At 68.2% G+C, this 16005-nt stretch carries 17 protein-coding genes and 2 tRNA genes; 10 read left to right on the forward strand and 9 right to left on the reverse strand.

Annotated elements, in window-relative coordinates; all coding sequences use genetic code 11:
* Positions 1 to 142: 142 nt before the first annotated feature.
* Positions 143 to 1015 carry a fused MFS/spermidine synthase gene (locus H149_RS20815; RefSeq protein ID WP_169518346.1) on the forward strand — a complete coding sequence of 291 codons (873 nt, stop codon included), beginning with the start codon at positions 143 to 145 and terminating at the stop codon, positions 1013 to 1015.
* A 31-nt stretch (positions 1016 to 1046) separates the two neighbouring features.
* On the opposite strand, the gene H149_RS20820 is transcribed toward H149_RS20815, so the two are convergent.
* The 4 genes from H149_RS20820 to H149_RS0112165 all read right to left on the reverse strand — a co-directional run bounded on the left by H149_RS20820 (position 1047) and on the right by H149_RS0112165 (position 4480).
* A complete protein-coding gene (locus H149_RS20820; RefSeq protein ID WP_020650033.1) occupies positions 1047 to 2012 on the reverse strand; it encodes an SDR family NAD(P)-dependent oxidoreductase in 966 nt (321 codons plus the stop codon).
* A 3-nt stretch (positions 2013 to 2015) separates the two neighbouring features.
* A complete protein-coding gene (locus tag H149_RS0112155; protein ID WP_020650034.1) occupies positions 2016 to 2549 on the reverse strand; it encodes a VOC family protein in 534 nt (177 codons plus the stop codon).
* A gap of 83 nt (positions 2550 to 2632) precedes the next feature.
* Positions 2633 to 3502 carry a lysophospholipid acyltransferase family protein gene (locus H149_RS0112160; RefSeq protein WP_020650035.1) on the reverse strand — a complete coding sequence of 290 codons (870 nt, stop codon included), beginning with the start codon at positions 3500 to 3502 and terminating at the stop codon, positions 2633 to 2635.
* A gap of 111 nt (positions 3503 to 3613) precedes the next feature.
* On the reverse strand, positions 3614 to 4480 hold the full coding sequence (locus H149_RS0112165; RefSeq protein ID WP_020650036.1) for a sterol desaturase family protein: 867 nt from the start codon (positions 4478 to 4480) through the stop codon (positions 3614 to 3616).
* Between the two features lie 127 nt (positions 4481 to 4607).
* Between H149_RS0112165 and H149_RS0112170 the strand changes: the two genes are divergently transcribed.
* A complete protein-coding gene (locus H149_RS0112170) occupies positions 4608 to 5621 on the forward strand; it encodes an AraC family transcriptional regulator (protein ID WP_020650037.1) in 1014 nt (337 codons plus the stop codon).
* A 30-nt stretch (positions 5622 to 5651) separates the two neighbouring features.
* Here the strand turns inward: H149_RS0112170 and pcaD are convergent, their stop codons facing one another.
* The 3 genes from pcaD to H149_RS0112185 are packed head-to-tail and all read right to left on the reverse strand — an operon-like array spanning position 5652 to position 8015.
* The gene (pcaD, locus tag H149_RS0112175; RefSeq protein WP_020650038.1) at positions 5652 to 6431 is read right to left on the reverse strand and encodes a 3-oxoadipate enol-lactonase; all 780 of its coding nucleotides are present in this window, start codon (positions 6429 to 6431) and stop codon (positions 5652 to 5654) included.
* Between the two features lie 34 nt (positions 6432 to 6465).
* Entirely contained in the window at positions 6466 to 7269 is an 804-nt protein-coding gene (locus H149_RS0112180; protein ID WP_020650039.1) for an ABC transporter permease, read from the reverse strand.
* On the reverse strand, positions 7266 to 8015 hold the full coding sequence (locus H149_RS0112185; RefSeq protein WP_020650040.1) for an ABC transporter ATP-binding protein: 750 nt from the start codon (positions 8013 to 8015) through the stop codon (positions 7266 to 7268). The genes H149_RS0112180 and H149_RS0112185 overlap by 4 nt, the downstream gene beginning before the upstream one ends.
* A gap of 234 nt (positions 8016 to 8249) precedes the next feature.
* Here H149_RS0112185 and H149_RS0112190 point away from each other — a divergent pair.
* From H149_RS0112190 to H149_RS0112200, 3 genes are all read left to right on the forward strand, one after another.
* Positions 8250 to 8325 (forward strand) — tRNA-His (locus H149_RS0112190).
* Positions 8326 to 8335: 10 nt separating this feature from the next.
* A tRNA-Lys gene (locus tag H149_RS0112195) sits at positions 8336 to 8410 on the forward strand.
* A 99-nt stretch (positions 8411 to 8509) separates the two neighbouring features.
* Entirely contained in the window at positions 8510 to 9556 is a 1047-nt protein-coding gene (locus tag H149_RS0112200; protein ID WP_020650041.1) for a site-specific integrase, read from the forward strand.
* Between the two features lie 46 nt (positions 9557 to 9602).
* Here the strand turns inward: H149_RS0112200 and H149_RS23220 are convergent, their stop codons facing one another.
* Positions 9603 to 9866 (reverse strand): hypothetical protein, encoded by a 264-nt coding sequence (locus H149_RS23220; RefSeq protein WP_154654776.1) that lies wholly within the window; start codon positions 9864 to 9866, stop codon positions 9603 to 9605.
* Here H149_RS23220 and H149_RS23225 point away from each other — a divergent pair.
* Entirely contained in the window at positions 9865 to 10173 is a 309-nt protein-coding gene (locus tag H149_RS23225) for a helix-turn-helix transcriptional regulator (RefSeq protein WP_154654777.1), read from the forward strand. The genes H149_RS23220 and H149_RS23225 overlap by 2 nt on opposite strands.
* Positions 10170 to 12107, forward strand: coding sequence for a hypothetical protein (locus tag H149_RS0112205; protein ID WP_154654778.1), 1938 nt, complete (start codon positions 10170 to 10172; stop codon positions 12105 to 12107). The genes H149_RS23225 and H149_RS0112205 overlap by 4 nt, the downstream gene beginning before the upstream one ends.
* 821 nt (positions 12108 to 12928) lie before the next feature.
* Here H149_RS0112205 and H149_RS0112210 read toward each other — a convergent pair.
* The gene (locus tag H149_RS0112210) at positions 12929 to 14011 is read right to left on the reverse strand and encodes a replication-relaxation family protein (protein ID WP_154654779.1); all 1083 of its coding nucleotides are present in this window, start codon (positions 14009 to 14011) and stop codon (positions 12929 to 12931) included.
* Positions 14012 to 15000: 989 nt separating this feature from the next.
* Here H149_RS0112210 and H149_RS0112215 point away from each other — a divergent pair.
* Genes H149_RS0112215 through H149_RS0112225 form a run of 3 tightly spaced genes read left to right on the forward strand, consistent with a single transcriptional unit; the run spans position 15001 to position 16000 of the window.
* A complete protein-coding gene (locus H149_RS0112215) occupies positions 15001 to 15237 on the forward strand; it encodes a hypothetical protein (RefSeq protein ID WP_020650044.1) in 237 nt (78 codons plus the stop codon).
* A complete protein-coding gene (locus tag H149_RS0112220; protein WP_020650045.1) occupies positions 15234 to 15626 on the forward strand; it encodes a hypothetical protein in 393 nt (130 codons plus the stop codon). Before H149_RS0112215 ends, H149_RS0112220 begins: the two co-directional genes overlap by 4 nt.
* The gene (locus H149_RS0112225; protein ID WP_020650046.1) at positions 15620 to 16000 is read left to right on the forward strand and encodes a PDDEXK family nuclease; all 381 of its coding nucleotides are present in this window, start codon (positions 15620 to 15622) and stop codon (positions 15998 to 16000) included. The genes H149_RS0112220 and H149_RS0112225 overlap by 7 nt, the downstream gene beginning before the upstream one ends.
* Positions 16001 to 16005 lie beyond the last annotated feature (5 nt).

Genomic DNA, 16005 nt, shown 5'->3' on the forward strand with positions numbered 1-16005 from the left:
TCCCTGGGGTCCGCCGCAGTCTACGCGTTCGTCACCGGTCGCGGCGCCTGTGCGTTTCGTGTCTGGCGGTTATGCTTGCCATCTTGTACTTCCCGACCTTTCCGCGGCGCGGCGTCGCCGCGGGCTTCCCCCTCATTTCGCCATGCCTTCTCGAAAATCCCCCGCCGCCGAGCAGTGGCTCGACGTGCCGGCGCGCCTGCTCGCCGAGAGCGGCACGATCCGCCTGCGCGAGCCGCGCGGCAGCAATGTCTCGGACATCGTGCGGCGGCTGCGCGCCGGCGAGTACGACAAGCCTTTCGTCGTCGACGACGGCAAGTGCCGGCGCCTGCATTTCAATCTCGATTTCGTGCAGAGCGAGATGCGCATCGACGATCCGTACGCGCTGAATTTCGCGTACACGCGCAAGATGATGTCGTTCCTGCTCTTCGTGCCGCGCCCGAAGCATGTCGTGCTGGTCGGGCTCGGCGGCGGCTCGCTGAGCAAGTTCTGTTACCGCGAGCTGCCGCAGGCGCGCGTCACCACGATCGAGATTGACGGCGACGTGCTGGCTTTCTCGCAGCTGTTCGAGCTGCCGGACGACGAGGAGCGCATGCGCATCGTGCACGCCGACGCCGCCGACTATTTCGCGACCACCGAGGAACGTGCCGACGTGGTGCTGATCGACGGCTGCGACCGTCAGGGTGTGGCCCCGGCCCTGTGCAGCGAGGCCTTCTATCGCGACGTCGCCGCCCGCCTGCGGCCGCGCGGCATGCTGGTGATGAACCTGATCGGCCCGGCGCATGTCGCCGAGACGCATCTGCGCCTGGTCGCCGGCGCGTTCTCCGGCCGCATCTGGCTGCACAAGCTCCCGGTCGGCGGCAACCGCCTGCTGTTCGCGCTCAAGGATCGTCGCTACATGCCGGACTGGACGGCGATCCAGGACGCCGCCAAGCAGCTGAAGGAGGCGCACGGCCTCGACTTTCCGGCGTTTGCGCGCCAGCTGCGCCACGCCCAGCAGTTCCAGTTCGCCAGCTGAGCCGCCGAGCCGGCATGGCGGCGCCGCGCCTTCAGTGCAGTGCGGCGAGCTGTTCGAGCGTCTGTGTCCAGAGCCGTGCGGCGACCGCGGTGTCGCGCGCGTCGGCGCTCGCTTGCGCCGGCCGGCAGTCGCGGAAGTAGCCGCCGCCGGCGAGGCCGGGCTGCGTCGCGCAATACAGCGACGTCTGCGCGCCTTCGTCCGGCGTGCGCAGGAAGAAGGCTTCGACCGGCGCCAAGGTGCGGCGCAGCGCCTCGACGGCGCGCTGACCGGCGAGACCCTTGGCGGCGATGTTGGTGTAGACGGCGCCGGGATGCAGGCAATAGGCGCCGATGCCGTCGCCGCCGTAGCGGCGCTGCAGCTCGGCAGTGGCATGGACGAGCGCCAGCTTCGAGACGCCGTAGGCCACCCAGGCGTTGTACGGCTGCAGCGGCGCGAACAGGCCGGCGTTGCGGCCGCGCGCGTGCAGCATCGAGACGACGTTGACGACGCGCGCTTCGCCGCGCGCGGCGGCGGCGCGGCGCAGCGCCGGCAGCAGCGCCAGCGTCAGCTGCATGGTGCCGAGATAGTTGGTGCGCCAGTGCAGCTCGTGCCCGTCCTCGCTCAGCGGCGCGGTCTTCCAGGTCGACATCAGGTCGAGATGGATGCCGGCGTTGTTGACGAGCAGATCGAGGCGGCCGTCGAGCGCGGCCTGGCTGTCGCCGGCGAAGCGCGCGACCGACGCCGCCTGCGCGAGATCGAGCGGCAGGCCGTGCACGTCGGCCGGACGGTCGTCGGCGCGCAGCTCGGCGGCGAGCCGCGCGGCCAGCGCCGCCGCGTCGCCGCGCGTGCTGACGAGCACGCGCGCGCCCCAGCTCGCCAGGGTGCGCGCGGTGGCGTAGCCGAGCGAGCCGGGCGCGGCGCCGGTGACGATTGCGTGGCGGCCGCCGAGATCGACCGGCGTCGCGTAGCGTGGGCGGACGAGCCGGGCGCGCAGGCCCGTGACGCGGCGCTCCGGCATCGCTCAGGCGCCCAGATCGATGGCGTGCAGAATCGGCTCGCGGCGGTCCCAGTCGCGCGCGGCGACGACGCCGGCGGCGAAGCCGTCGCTGACCGCGGGCGTCGCCTCGATGTATTCGAGCAGCAGGCCGGGCTCGGCCGGGGATTCCAGATAGGCGACACGCACCGCGCCGTTGCCGGCCTCGAACACCGGCTGCAGGCCGCGGGCGCGCGCCGCCGCGAGATCGGCGTCGAGATCGTCGCTATGCCAGGCGATGTGGTGCAGGCCGAGGCGCGGCCGGCCGTTGGCGTGCTGGTACGGCGACGGGGTGCGGCTGCGGACCTGGATCAGCTCGATCTGCAGCTCGCCGCGATACGACAGGCCGACGTCGATCACCACGCGGGTGTCTTCGCCGCGATAACGGCCTTGCATCGCCGTGCCGCGGAACAGCGTCCACGGCCCGACGCCCATGCCGGCGGCCCAGTGCCGGACGCTGGCGTCGAGGTCTTCGACCAGATAAGCGATCTGCCGTATCGGCTTTTGCGTCAGCGCGTTCATGGCCGCCGTCCGGAAAGTGCGCCGGCACTACAGCAAGCCGCGAGCGGTGGCGCTTGCCCCGAACGGATGACGCGTGCCGCGGCTCAGGCGCCGGCGTAGAACGGGGCCACGCCCGGCGGCTGGCGGCGGAAGCGCTTGTAGCCCCACCAGTACTGCTCGGGGCAGGTGCGCAGGCACTGTTCGAGGCCGCGGTTCATCGCCGCCGTCGCCGTCTCGACATCGGCGTCGGCGATGCCGTCCGGCGCGGCGATGAAGTGCGCGATGAAGCCGGCGGCGTGCGCCAAGCGCTCGCCGAACATGAAGACCACCGGCGAGCCCGATTCGCGGGCGAGCTTGGCGACCAGCGTCGGCGTGTGCGCCGGCACGCCCATGAACGGCGCGAACACGCCGCGTCCGGGCGGCGGATCATGATCGGGCATGAAGTAGACGCCCATGCCGTCGCCGAGCAGTTCGAGCGATTGCTGGCGCACGCCGGCCTCGGTCGCGCGCAGATGGCCGCCGAAGCGCGTCCGGCCGCGGATCGACAGGGCGTTGAGCGCGCCGCGCTGTGGCTTGTACAGGCCGCAGAACGGAAAGCGCGCCGACATCGGGATCGCCACTGCCTCGAATGCGCCCTGGTGCAGCGTCAGCAGGATCACGCCCTTGTTCTGCGCGAACGCGGCTTCCAGCACCTCGATGCCGCGCCATTCCTTGACGGCGTCCTTGATCGCCTGCGCCGGGCCGAGCCAGACGCGCATCGTTTCGATGTAGGTCGTGAACTCGTGGCGCAACGAGGCGCGGGCGATGCGCTCACGCTCGGCGGCGTCCAGCTCCGGCATGCAGCGTTCGAGATTGCGCAGGGCGACGCGGCGGCGGCTGGAGCCGCTGACCCACGACAGCCAGCCGGCGAAGGCGCCGAGCGCCTGCAGCACGGACAGCGGCAGCTGCCCGAGCAGGATGAGAAGGATGCGCAAGGCTGGTCCTCGGTGAATGGAGAGCACAAGCCATGAATCCGGGGACCGAGAGCCTGCGGCGCGCATCATGCCACGCGGCGCTCGCCGTTGCCGGCGCGCCGCCGCCGCGGCTCAGGGCCGCCGCGTGCCGCCGTAGCGCTTCTCGACCCAGGCCGGATGGCGGACGAGGATGCGCGGATCCTTGTAGCGCCACAGATCGCGCAGCAGGGTGCCGAGTTCGTGCAGCTGCAGGAAGAAGGGGTTGTACGAGCGTGGCTGGCGTTCGGTGACGCCGTAGGCGATCGGGCCGGCGTCCTTCTCGGCGCGGAACGTGCCGAACAGGCGGTCCCAGACGATCAGCACGCCGCCGAAGTTGCGATCGATCTGCAGCGCGTTGGAGCCGTGATGGACGCGGTGGTGCGAGGGCGTGTTGAGCACGGCGCCGAAGCGGTCGAGGAAGCTCGGCGCCTCGGTGTGCAGGAAGAACTGGTAGAGCAGGCTCATCTCGATCGCGACGATCGCCCAGGTCTTGTTGAAGCCGACCAGCGCGATCGCCACGGCGATGATCAGCGTGCCGCCGTTGAAGATGACGAGATAATTCTGACGCAGCGCCGTCGAGTAGTTCATGCGCTGCGAGGAGTGGTGGACAGCGTGCGAAGTCCAGAACCAGCGCACCTTGTGCCAGACGAGGTGGGCGACGTAGAACGCGAAGTCGCTGACCACGAACAGCAGCAGCACGCTCCAGACGCCGTGCACCGGCTGGTACTGCAGGCCGAGCGGGTAGACGAGGTCATAGAAGGCGCTGCCGACCAGGGCGACGATGACGCCGTCGACGACCTTGTAGGTGAAGCCCATCGTCATGTTCGACAGCGTGTCCTTCAGCTCGTAGGCCTGCGCGCGGCCGTGCCGGCGCCAGTACCAGGCTTCGGCGAGGATCACGACGACGAAGACCGCGCCGGCCAGGGCAATGAACGACAGCGCGTGCAAGACATCCTGCATTGACGACTCCGATGCGCGCGGCGGACCGCGGGGACGATGCCGCGATCTTGGCGCCGGCGCTGTCCGGCCGTATTGACGCTGGATTTGCGTTTTTGACATTCTCCGCCAAAACATGGAGGAGAGGACCTTGGCCGAAGGCGGCGTTTACGTCTCGGCGGCGCTCGCCGAGCTCTTGCGGCTGTATCTCGACGAGCGCCGCATCGCCGCGCCTGCCGTGCGTGCCGAGCTCGACGCCTATGCCGGCGCCCAGCGCATGCCGGTCGAAACCTGGTGGTCGCTGTTGCAGGCGATCGCCGAGGCCGATCCGCAGCCGGCGATCGGCCTGCGCATCGGCCGGTTCGCCAAGCCGCATCACGTCGGCGTGCTCGGCTATCTGGCGATGTCCTGCGCGACGCTCGGCCAGGCGCTGATCCGCTTCCAGCGCTTCCAGCCGCTGCTGCACAACCTGACGCCGACGCTGGCGACGCGCCGCGGCGAGGATTTCGGCCTGAGCTGGGACCCGGCCTACGGCCGCTCGACGCGGCTGTCCGATGAGGTGCTGGTGTCGGCGATGCTGACGCTGGCGCGCTCGCTGACCGGTCACGCCGAACTGGCGCTGCGCGCCGTCGAATTTCCGGGGCTGCCGCCGGACGATCCGACGGTGCATGCGCGCTTGCTCGGCTGCCCGGTCCAGTTCGGGGCCCGGACACTGGTCGTGCATCTGCCGGTCGCCGCGCTCGATCTGCCGATCGACAGCCGCGATCCGCACCTGATGCGCCTGCTCGAACAGCAGGCCGAGGCCTTGCTGCACGTGCTGCCGCAGCCGGATGCGCTGATGTCGGGCCTGCAGCGGGCGATCGTCGATGCGCTGCAGGACGGCGAGCCGGCATTCGAGCAGATCGCCGCGCGGCTCGGGGTGCCGTCGCGCTCGCTGTACCGGCGGCTGCAGGAGCGCGGCCTCAGCTACAAGGGCGTGCTCAATCACATGCGCCTGCGGCTGGCGCGAACCTATCTGGCCGACCCCACGCTCAGCCTGCCGCAGATCGCGCTGCTGCTCGGCTATTCCGAGCAGAGCGCGTTCACGCGCGCCTTCAAGGGCTGGTGCGGCGAGACGCCGCTGCATTACCGCCGCCAGGCACTCGGGGCCGCCGCGTCGGCGTGACGCGGGACGCCGCCGGCCGCGGCCCCGGTGTCAGCCGCGCAGGAACGCCAGCAGCGCCGCGTCGAAGTCCGCCTGTGCCTCGATGTTCGACAAATGTGCCGCCGGCAGCGTGACGAGGCGTGCATCGCCGATCGCCTCGGCGAGCCGGCGTCCGTCGGCGACGGTCGTCGTCCGGTCCTCGCTGCCGGCGATGACCAGCGCCGGACCGCGGATCGTTGGCAGGGCGGTGCGGAAATCGGCGTCGCGCACCGCCGCGACGCCGCCGATGTAGCCGGTCGGCGAGGTCGCAAGCAGCTGCTCGCGCACCGCCTCGACCGCCGCTGTCGCGCGCGCGACGAAGGCCGGCGTGAACCAGCGGGTAATGGCGCCGGAGGCGATTTCGGCCATGCCTTTTTCGCGGACCAGCGCGATGCGCGCATCCCAGACGTCCGGCTGCGCGATGCGCGCGGCGGTGTTGCACAGCACCAGCCGGTCGAGCCGTTGCGGGGCATGCAGGGCCAGCCACTGGCCGATCAAGCCGCCGATCGACAGGCCACAGAAATGTGCGCGCTCGCAGCCGACGGCGTCGAGCAGTCGCAGCACATCGTGGCCGAGCTCGTCGACCCGGTACTCGCCGGCCGGCACGTCCGAAGCGCCGTGACCGCGCATGTCATAACGAAGCACGCGAAAGTGCGGCGTCAGCGCCGGCATCTGCGCGTCCCACATCGACAGCGAGGTGCCGAGCGAGTTCGACAGGACGAGGATGGGCGCCTCGGCGCGCCCCTCCAGCCGATAGTGCAGGCGCAGGCCTTCGATCGTCAGGGCTGGCAAGTGAGGCTCCTCTTTGTCCTGGGTGAGGAAAGGATCAGCTGACGCTCTCGGCGCTGTAGCGCGCGAGCAGGCCGCTGCGCACCGCGTGGCGATGCACGGCGGCGAAGCACCAGCCGGCGGCGAGGATCTGCACCACGGCGAGCGCCAGTCCGGCCGCCAGCAGGGCCGGCGAGAAGCCCTGACCGGCGACGATCGCGCGCATGCCTTCGAACACGTACGACGGCGGCAGCAGATGGCCGATCCACTGCATCCACGCCGGCAGCGTCGCCAGCGGATAGAACACGCCGGCGAACGGCGACAGCAGCGCCGGGATCGGCCAGACCAGCCATTCCGACGCCGGGCCGAGGCGCAGCACCATCGCGCTCGCGAACACGCCGAGCGCGATGCCGAACAGGAACAGCACGAGCAGGAACGGCAGCAGCAGCGCGCCGTAGATGAAGAACGAGAAGCCGAACACGCCGGTCGCCAGCAGCAGCATCACCGCCAGGCCGATGACACTGGTGGCGACGCTGGTCAGCACCAGGCCGCTGACGTATTCGCCGATCGTCAGCGGCGTCGCGAAGATATTGAGGAAGTTGCGCGACCAGACGTCCTCGAAGAAGGCCGTGGTCACGCCCTGCATGACGCGCGTGAAGAAATCCCAGAGCAGCACTGCGCCGAGCAGCGTCGGCACGAAGTTGACGCCCGGCGTGCCGAGCGAATTCAGATAGCGCGTGATGAAGCCCCACAGCACGACGTCGACGGCGACCCAGGCGAAGGTCGGCAGGATGCGGGTCGGGCTGCTGCGCAGCAGGTAGTACTGGCGCAGCACCACGCCGGCGATGCGGCGGCGGTTCATGCGGCGGCCCCGGCCTGCGCCAGCGGCTCGCGCGCCAGCCGGATGAACAGTTCCTCGAGCGTGGCGACGCCATGTTCGGCCGGCAGGCGGCGCGGGTCGCCGGCCAGCAGCACGCGGCCGTGCGAGACGAACAGCACGTGGTCGCAGACTTCCTCGACTTCGTACATGTTGTGCGAAGTCCACAGGATGCCGCTGTGGCCGTCGGCGGCGATGGCGCGGATCAGACGGCGGATGTCATGCGCACTGGCCGGGTCGATCGAGGCGGTCGGCTCGTCGAGCAGCAACAGGCGCGGCCTGTTGAGCATGGCCTTGGCGAGACAGACCCGGGTCTGTTCGCCGGATGACAGCACGCCGCAGCGCGTGTCGCGGAAGCGCACCAGGTCGAAGCGCTCGAGCAGGCTTTCGATCCGGGCCTTGAGGTCGGGCACGTCGTAGATCAGCCCGAACACGCGCAGATTCTGCCAGACCGTCAGATTGCCCGGCAGCGGCGCGTAGACCGCCGCGAAGTTGGTTCGCGCCAGCGCCTGCGCGCGCTGCCGGGCGACATCGTAGCCTTCGATGCGGACGCTGCCGCGGCTCGGCGCGAGCACGCCGAGGATCATGTTGAGGGTCGTGGTCTTGCCGGCGCCGTTCGGGCCGAGCAGCCCGACGATCTGGCCGGGCGCGACATCGAACGAGACATCGTCGACGGCGAGCGTCGAGCCGTACTGCTTGCGCAGCGAACGGACCGCGAGCACGGGCGGCATGGAAGCAGGCATCGGCGGCCGGATCGGGGCGGGGGACATCGCATTATGTCCGGCGCACGACAGAGGCTCCATATATGAATGAAACCCGCCGGTTTCCGGGGCGCGGCCGGGCCCGGCCGGCCCGTGAACACGCCGATCAAAAAAATGCGCGAGATGGGATTGTTGTCGCGTAATTCGTTCTGTTATAGTTCGCGCCCCTGAGCGGTCCCCACCCTGCGGGGAACGTTCCCGGTGGTGGCCGTAGCTCAGTTGGTAGAGTCCCAGATTGTGATTCTGGTTGTCGCGGGTTCGAGCCCCGTCGGTCACCCCAGTTTTTTAGCGGGCTGTTAGCTCAATGGTAGAGCAGCTGACTCTTAATCAGTAGGTTCGGGGTTCGAGTCCCTGACAGCCCACCAACAAAATCAATGACTTGGACGCGATCTTGCCTCCAAGTCCGATTTTGCGCTGCAATTGCGCTGCAACTCCTGCTGATTATGCACCTGGAGAGCAGTTGCATGGCCAGCATCATCGAACGCTTCGACCGCGACGGTCACTCCATCGGATTCCAGGCTCAGGTTCGCCGCAAAGGGCATCCTGTGATGGTGAAGACGTTTCGCACGAAACGCGAGGCCAAAGCCTGGATTCACGACACTGAAGCCGAAATCGCGCGCGGCGCCGATCTGAGCGGTCGCAAGGAAGCCGAACGCACCACGCTGGCGGAAGCCATCGCACGGTTTCGCACCGAGTATTTCCCGCGGCTGCGAGAGGGGACGCAGCGCAGCTACCACTATGCCTCCGAGCGCCTGCTTGAAAGCAAGCTCGCGCCGCGCTTTCTGTCCGCTATCCGCGGCGGTGACATCGTCGACTACCGCAACGAACGGCTCAAGAAGGTGGCCGGCAATACGGTCCGCATCGAGATGGCGCTGCTTGAGCGCCTCTACAACGTGGCGCGTGGCCCGGAATGGAAGATGTACGGCCTGGTCAATCCGGTGGAGGGCGTCGATCGTCCCGCCAACCTCACCGAACGCGATCGGCGTCTGGTCGGCGACGAGGAACAGCGGCTGCTCGAAGCCTGCAAGGTCGAAATCTCGGGCAACGCGCAACTGCGCGACGTTTTCATCATCGCGCTGGAAACCGCCATGCGCGTCGGCGAGATTCTCCAGATGCGCTGGTCGTGGATCGCGCCGGACCACTACATCGTCATTCCCGCCAAGATCGCCAAGACCAAACGGCCGCGCAAGGTGCCGATGACGAGCAGCGCGCAGTCCGTCATCGCAGCGCTGCCGTCGCCGCACGAACTGGATGATCTGATCTTCCCGGTCAGGTACGACACGCTCCGCCAGGCGTGGGAGCGGGCGCGTGCCGCCGCAGGGTGCAAGGACCTGCACATTCACGATCTGCGGCATGAAGCGACGACACGGCTCTTCGAGGTCCACAAGATGACCATGCTCGAAGCGCAGGCGGTCACCGGACATTCGACCGCGCAGATGATCAAGCGCTATGCGCACCTCGACGTGCGGCACATCGCAGCCAAAATGCAGGGGGCTTCATCCACGGCGTGAGTGTTGAGCAGTGCGCGGTTGAATTGACATCACTGCGCATGCAGTGCTAAAAATTTAGTCGAGCGCACGCGCAGAGACGTGCTTTTTGCATCAGATGTACTGCTGATCCATCAGCAGCTTGAAAACGAAGCGCCGCAGCAGCGGCTTGACGCAACGCCATCAGGTCGCGTTGCACCTTTGAGTTTCCGAACCGTCGCGCGCCGGCGGAGTCGGCGCGCATATCGCGCGGCTCGTTCTCACCTCTGCGCGAACCTGAGCAATAAAAATCTTTCTCGCCGCGGCGCGCGCGGTGAGCGAGAGGATTGCTCATGTCTCAATTGCTTGATCCTGCTGCGCTTGCAGCGCGCTGGATGTACACCACTCGCGCGATCTACGACTGGCTCCAGCACCACCCGGATCGCCTGCCGCCGTGTGTTCGCCTCGGGTCTGGCCGGACCGTTCGATTTCGGCTCGAAGATGTTGAGGCTTTCGAGCGCGCTCGTGTGCAGGTCGCAGCAGCCCGTCCGCGACCGCGGCGCGGGCGTGGTCGGCCGCGAATCGTCGCGCAAGATGAAGCGAATACCGCGCAGGATTTTCATGCGCAGCGTCTCGGCATTGTCGAGGACCCGCGCGGATGAAAAACAAAAATGCCCGCGCGCCGGCTGGCACCAGCGCGCAGGCGGATGACACAGCACTGACGCGCGATGATGATAGCTCCAGTCCTGCTGCTGTAGTCGATCCGCCACCCTCCGACCGACCGCCCAGCGGTGGCGACCCGACTCCCGAACCCTCCGGCAAGCGCCCGCGCGTGGTCAGCCTACCGGAAACCGATGACCGGACGATTTTTCATCACTTCGACACAGTGTTCGACGCCGAGGGCGTCAAGCCGTGGTACTGGTCGGTTCGGTCGGGCCTGCCGGTGAAGGTGGCTTCGGCAGAGGTGCCGCTCACGACTCAAATGCTCGCGGCCTGGCTGGCGCCACGAATCACATTCCTGAACAGCAGCGGCGAATGCACCAGCATTCCGACGGCGCGAGTCGGACTGTGGGAACAGCAGCCGACGACGACTGATCGCATGAAATCTGGCCTCCGTCCCTTGGCCGGGGTCCTGACCAGACCGGCGATCGTCCGCAATTGCGTGAAAACCGAGCTGCTCGCGCAACCCGGCTACGACACGATCACGCACTACCACCTCAACATCGCTGATCCCGACGCGCAGGCATGCGCGACCGGCGCGTCGATGCTCGACGACTTCCGCGCCCGCGCGCTCGCGATGCGGCGCGCGGGGGACCTGCCCGAGGAGCAGGTCGCGCAACGTGCTGAGCGCGCGCTTGCGGCGTGGTCACTCGTGTTCCTGCTGCGCGATCACGTCCTCGCCGACTTCGACTTTTCCTCAGCCGCCGACGAGGCGAACGCATGGGCGGCGGCGCTGACGCCGCCAGTCGCGCCGTCGGCGGGTCACACACCACTGATCCTCATCACGGCGCCGATGCGCGGGAGCGGCAAGACGACGCTCGCCAACCTGCTGACCTCCCTTTGGGAGCGACCGGTCAGCTTCGGCTGGCCGTCATCCGACGAGGAACTTGAAAAGTGCCTCGGCGCCGCTTTCGCGGCAGGCCGCTCGCTGATCCTCATGGACAACGTGACGCGCAAGCTGCAATCCGACGTGCTGGCGCGCGTCGTGACTTCGCCGGACCTGTCGATGATCCGGCGGCTCGGCACGAACGACACCATCGCCGCGCCGCTGGGCCTGACGCTCTACGCGACGGCGAACAATCCCGACGTGCACGAGGACATCAAGCGCCGCGTGCTGCCCATTCGGCTCGACCCGCGCGGCCTCGACCCGGCCAAGCGCTCGCCGACGGCCTTCCGGCATCCAGACATCGAGGGCTATCTCGCCGGCGAGACGCCGCGCATCCGGGCGAGGCTGTACGCGGCGCTCACGGCGTGGGCGCGCGCCCACGCGCCGGAGTCGCCGTCGAACGTCCCGCTGACCGGATTCCACCAGTGGCAACGCTCGGTCGCGGGCCTGCTGCGTTTCATCGGACGGCAACGCCACGTCACGAACCTGCTCGGCAATCGCGACGCCTTCCTCGAAGGCAGCGATCAGGCCAGCGAGGAGACGGACCGCTTCATGCAGGCGTGGGCGGATGCGCGCGACCCGCAGCAGTGGGCCGCGCCGGCCGATCTGGTCGAGATCGCGAACGCGAACGACCTCCTCGCCTGGGTGCTCGAAGCCAAGCTCGATGCCGCGAAGGCGAAGCGCCTCGGCCACTGGATCAAGAGCCTCGTCGGCCGCAAGTTCGAGCTCGGCGGCCAGGTCGTCGTGCTCGAACGCAGCGATACGCAGATTCGTAAGGACGAATTTCGCGGCCACGCCTACCGACTGGCGCCGGCGGCTAGGGAATCTTTGTCTGTGCGCAGCTATCGGCCTGAAGAACCGCTCGAGTTCACGCCGGACGAGCTCGAACTTCAGCGGCTGCTCGACGTGGCCGGCGCCGACCCGGACATGGAGACATGGTTCGCGCAGGCACTGCCCTGGATACTGGGTTGCGCAACGCAGGAGCGCTAGTTGTCGAGATGTTGCAATGTTGTCGAGATGTGGAAGCTCAACATTGCTACAGCGCAAGTCAATGACTACAGAAGATATTTTCAGTTTTGTCGAGATGTCGAGATGCTTTTGCGGGTCCAGCGTTTACGCATCACGCGCGCATACGCGCGCGTGATGCGTCCGCGCGCGGGGGGTGAAAATGAATTCGACATTTCGACAATCGCGAATGACAGTTTGAAATCAAGCACTTGACTGTAGCAATGACATCTCGACAGCAATTCGACAACTCGACAGATTTTGCCCGGGTCTGTAGGAACACCCCCTGCAAACGCCTTGGCGCTCGGCGCGGGCCATCTCCGCCGAGGGATGTTGCACATCCCCCGGCGGAGGGCCGGTAGCCTACATCGCGCCCGGCAGCGTCAAGGCGGACCCGCGCAAGCGCGGGCGGCTTGCGCCCGTTCACCGCGCGCTGCGCGCGCTTCGGATGCTCCGCATTCGATGAACGGTGCCGCCGACCTTGACCCTGCCAATCGCCTCCTGCCGTCCAGGACCACGGACCTTGCCTCGGCTCGTCGCGCCGAGGTAGCGCACCGTGCGCCGATCCTTGGGCGAAGCCGGTGCAGGGAGCGCAGCGACCGTCCCCGGTTCTGTCTGAGCGCGCAGCGCGAGTCCCCGGGGTTCTCAGGGGCGCGGCGCGAGCGCCCTTGAGCGGGTCAAGGGCAGCGCCCTTGCGGGTGTCGGGCAGCGCCCGACTGGCCACGTAGCGGCCACCAAGGAGTTTGCAGTCGTTGCCCCTGCAAGCGGAGCGCGCAGCTTCCGTGTCGGCGCTGTTGCGCAGCTGGCTACACGAGCCGCCGTCCCGGGTAATAGACGGCATCCAGGTTCGCGAGCGACCGGACCTTGAGCAGCGGTTTCATCCAGCCGCGCCACGGCCCGGTGCCGTCGCGACCGCCGGCATGGTAGCGCCGGCCGTCGCCGCGACCTTCGGCTGAAACACTCGGCAGGCGCTCGCACCATCGCGCCTTGTAGATCGAAACGACCGATCGCCGGGTACTGACGTAGAGCACGCCATCGATCCGCCGCCGCTGGCGTTCGGCCGCGTCTCTCCTGGCGCGCTCGTCATCGGAGTCCGGGTGGCCGATGCTGATCGCCTCCGCGTAGAAGCTCAATTTCCGCTCCGGCGGCGAGGCCCATCGCTGCTGCGGCGCGGACCAGGTTTCGTCCGATTGCTGGACTTCAATGACGATGCGCAGCTCGTGCTCGCCGAGCTCGGCGCGAATCATCGCGTCCGGCAGCAGCCCGCCCGGGCGGAGGTCGAGTCCGCGCGGACCCAGGTAGCGGCCCGGCAGAACCTCGATCGCGTTCGCGAGCTGCTGGTCAAGCCAGTCGGAAAGGTCGATGTCGCGCTCAGCCGCCGCCTTGTGGATCAGGCTGTGCGCGATCCATCCGACGCTGACCGCGCGACCGACCGCGTTCTGGCTTCTGTAGCCGTTCTGGATCGCCCAAGCCGCGTGCTGCAGAACCAGCTCATGAATGACCTTGGGGCCGCCGACTTCGCCGCGCCGGGTGACCGGCCGGATCGCACGTTCAGCCGGACTCAGGTGCTCCGCGATCGCGTCGGCGCCGGCCTGGGTCAGCACATACACCGCCGTCGGTGCCGGGCTGATGATGCGCTGGATGTAGCCGTGCTTTCTTGCGCGCTTCAGCAGGTCGTGCGCGCCGGATCGCGAGAGGTTCGCGATGGCCGCGAGCACTTGCCAGTCGATGACCCGCCAGGCCCAGAGCTGTGCCAGCAAGAGACGCATCTTCTCGCGGCCGCGCGCGCGGTCCAGGCCGCCGGGCTTCCATTTGCCGGGCGGCCTGCGCGGTTGCCGCAGCTCCTGCGGCGCTGGAGCGGACTGGGTGTCCGGTGTTGTCGTCCTCATGTGCGCGTCCTGTCTGAGCGAGGTTGCTTGCTCCAGGTGCGCGCCTCTTCTGCGCCGACCACCACCCCGCTTGACGCGGGGCCCCGGACGGTCGGCTGCGCGCCAAATCCCTGCCTTCGCTTCGCGAAGTCATTGATTTGGCTTGCCTACGTGCCGCTGCGCGGCACTGCGCGCCCGCGTCCACCCCGCTGGCGCGGGGCCCCGTACCGCCGTGCTTGCCCTTCGGACGCTGCGCGTCCTGCGCCTCGCTGCACTCGTTGCGCGCGCGCCACCGCTACGCGGCGGCACGCCGTCTTCGACGGCTCTCGCGGACTCGCACACTTCGTGTGCTCGACCTCGCGGAATCCGACCCCAATTTTCCGTGCTGCGCACGAAAAATCGGGGACCCCGCCGGATTTCGCGAGGCAACCGCTCGACCTCGGTTTCAGCGTCGTCGCTGCCGCGCCGCCGCTGAAACCGAGGCTGCGCGCCGCACGTTCCGTGCGCCGCTTGGCCGCGAACCCGGCGTGCCGCCGCGTCGTCTTTTTTTCGTGCTGACGCACGAAAAAATCCATGCCGCCTGCCGCCCCCGGCGACGGCTGCGCCGCCGTCGGGGACCCCCTAGCGGCAGCCGACATGGACCGACTAGCTCTGGCGCGCGCTCGCGTTCCGGTCGCGATATTTCTGACAGCCCCGAACGATCGCTGCGCGACCGCGCCTGCGGCGCTTCGTCCGGGTCCCGTGGCTGTCAGAAATGCGACCTGCACGCGGAAGCCGCCGTGCGTCTGCAGCTTCGCTGGCGCACGGCGATCGTGCCGGGATCACTGCATCCGGCACGTAGGCTGCACCGCTGTTCCGCTGTCGCGAACAGCGCGCCAGTCCGCTATGATTTGCATCGGTCACATCGCATCCCCAACGCCGCCACCGCTGATGACCTGACGTTCGCATCTCCTCATTGATCTGCATATCCGCAGACCCATTGCGCCCGAAATTCGGGCAAGGAGATCGACATGAACGTCACCACCAACCGCCTCGCCGGCATCGTCTGTTCGCGCTGCCAGTACCGCAGCGAATCGCCCGCCGAGCAGACGAAGTTCACCCGCTTCACGCTCCGCGATCAGTCGCCGAGCAGACCGGCGATCCTGTGCCCAAGATGCACCGAGAAGCTGCTCCGCCAGTTGCACGAGTTCCTGAGCAGCTACACTCCGCCGCCGGCGTTCTGGCGCGACGGCCGGAGCGTTCGATGAACGTAACCGGCAACGAAAACTCCGCGCTGATCGCGCACCTTGGCGCGCACGGGATCACCGTGCGCGCCGTCGCCAGCGACGCGCCGGCGTGGCGCGATCGCGTCGAGCGCTGGTGGCCGATGACCACGTGGCTGGCACAGAACGCGGTCGGCCTCGACGCGCTGTTCGGCAAGCTCAACTACGCGGCGCGCGAGGCGCGCGAGCAGTGGCCGGCGCAGTCCCGGCAGTCGCTCGTGGTCGGCGAGTACGGCCGCGAGACGCTGGAGCGGGCGCAGGGCGTGCGGGCTCGTGAAGTGGAGCACCGAGACGGAGGTCGAGTTCGCGTCGCGCGAAGCCTGTCGCTACCTGAGCGGGGAAATGGTTCGAGCACTGGACCTGGAGCATGGTGAGCGACAGCGGCCCGCGGTGCTGCGCCGCGAGTGTCACCGTCAGCTGGCGCGATGCCGGCGGACAAGACCGCCACGGTGAACTTGATCTCGCCGTGCTCGATCATGAGCGCCTGCTTGTCGTCGAGTGCAAGACTTCCAGCAGCGTTTTCCACAGGCAGCGCCGCTACGAACGCGCGCTCGCGCGGCTCGATCGCTGGCGCAGTCAGGACGGTTCGGGCGCCGATAGCGTGCTGTTGTCGGCCCGATGGATCGGCCCAGACCTGCGCGACGACATCCGGGCGCGCGGTGTCGAGTGCTTCGACAATACGCAGCTTGCCGTATTTCAGGCGTTCGTCAGAAAGTGGGCTGCGTCGCCGGAGCGCGCCGCCGCGTGACCGGA

Origin of the sequence: Solimonas variicoloris DSM 15731 (genome assembly GCF_000382285.1) — a bacterium.
GTDB lineage: Bacteria > Pseudomonadota > Gammaproteobacteria > Nevskiales > Nevskiaceae > Solimonas > Solimonas variicoloris.

Coding starts and splice junctions, on each gene's coding strand:
- H149_RS0112155 (WP_020650034.1), bottom strand. CDS start 2,549: ATGAACGCGCTGACGCAAAAGCCGATACGGCAGATCGCTTATCTGGTC.
- H149_RS0112180 (WP_020650039.1), bottom strand. CDS start 7,269: ATGAACCGCCGCCGCATCGCCGGCGTGGTGCTGCGCCAGTACTACCTG.
- H149_RS0112215 (WP_020650044.1), top strand. CDS start 15,001: ATGAACGTCACCACCAACCGCCTCGCCGGCATCGTCTGTTCGCGCTGC.
- H149_RS0112205 (WP_154654778.1), top strand. CDS start 10,170: ATGAAAAACAAAAATGCCCGCGCGCCGGCTGGCACCAGCGCGCAGGCG.
- H149_RS20815 (WP_169518346.1), top strand. CDS start 143: ATGCCTTCTCGAAAATCCCCCGCCGCCGAGCAGTGGCTCGACGTGCCG.
- H149_RS23225 (WP_154654777.1), top strand. CDS start 9,865: ATGTCTCAATTGCTTGATCCTGCTGCGCTTGCAGCGCGCTGGATGTAC.
- H149_RS23220 (WP_154654776.1), bottom strand. CDS start 9,866: ATGAGCAATCCTCTCGCTCACCGCGCGCGCCGCGGCGAGAAAGATTTT.
- H149_RS0112225 (WP_020650046.1), top strand. CDS start 15,620: ATGGTGAGCGACAGCGGCCCGCGGTGCTGCGCCGCGAGTGTCACCGTC.
- H149_RS0112220 (WP_020650045.1), top strand. CDS start 15,234: ATGAACGTAACCGGCAACGAAAACTCCGCGCTGATCGCGCACCTTGGC.
- H149_RS20820 (WP_020650033.1), bottom strand. CDS start 2,012: ATGCCGGAGCGCCGCGTCACGGGCCTGCGCGCCCGGCTCGTCCGCCCA.
- H149_RS0112185 (WP_020650040.1), bottom strand. CDS start 8,015: ATGCCGCCCGTGCTCGCGGTCCGTTCGCTGCGCAAGCAGTACGGCTCG.
- H149_RS0112210 (WP_154654779.1), bottom strand. CDS start 14,011: ATGAGGACGACAACACCGGACACCCAGTCCGCTCCAGCGCCGCAGGAG.
- H149_RS0112165 (WP_020650036.1), bottom strand. CDS start 4,480: ATGCAGGATGTCTTGCACGCGCTGTCGTTCATTGCCCTGGCCGGCGCG.
- H149_RS0112200 (WP_020650041.1), top strand. CDS start 8,510: ATGGCCAGCATCATCGAACGCTTCGACCGCGACGGTCACTCCATCGGA.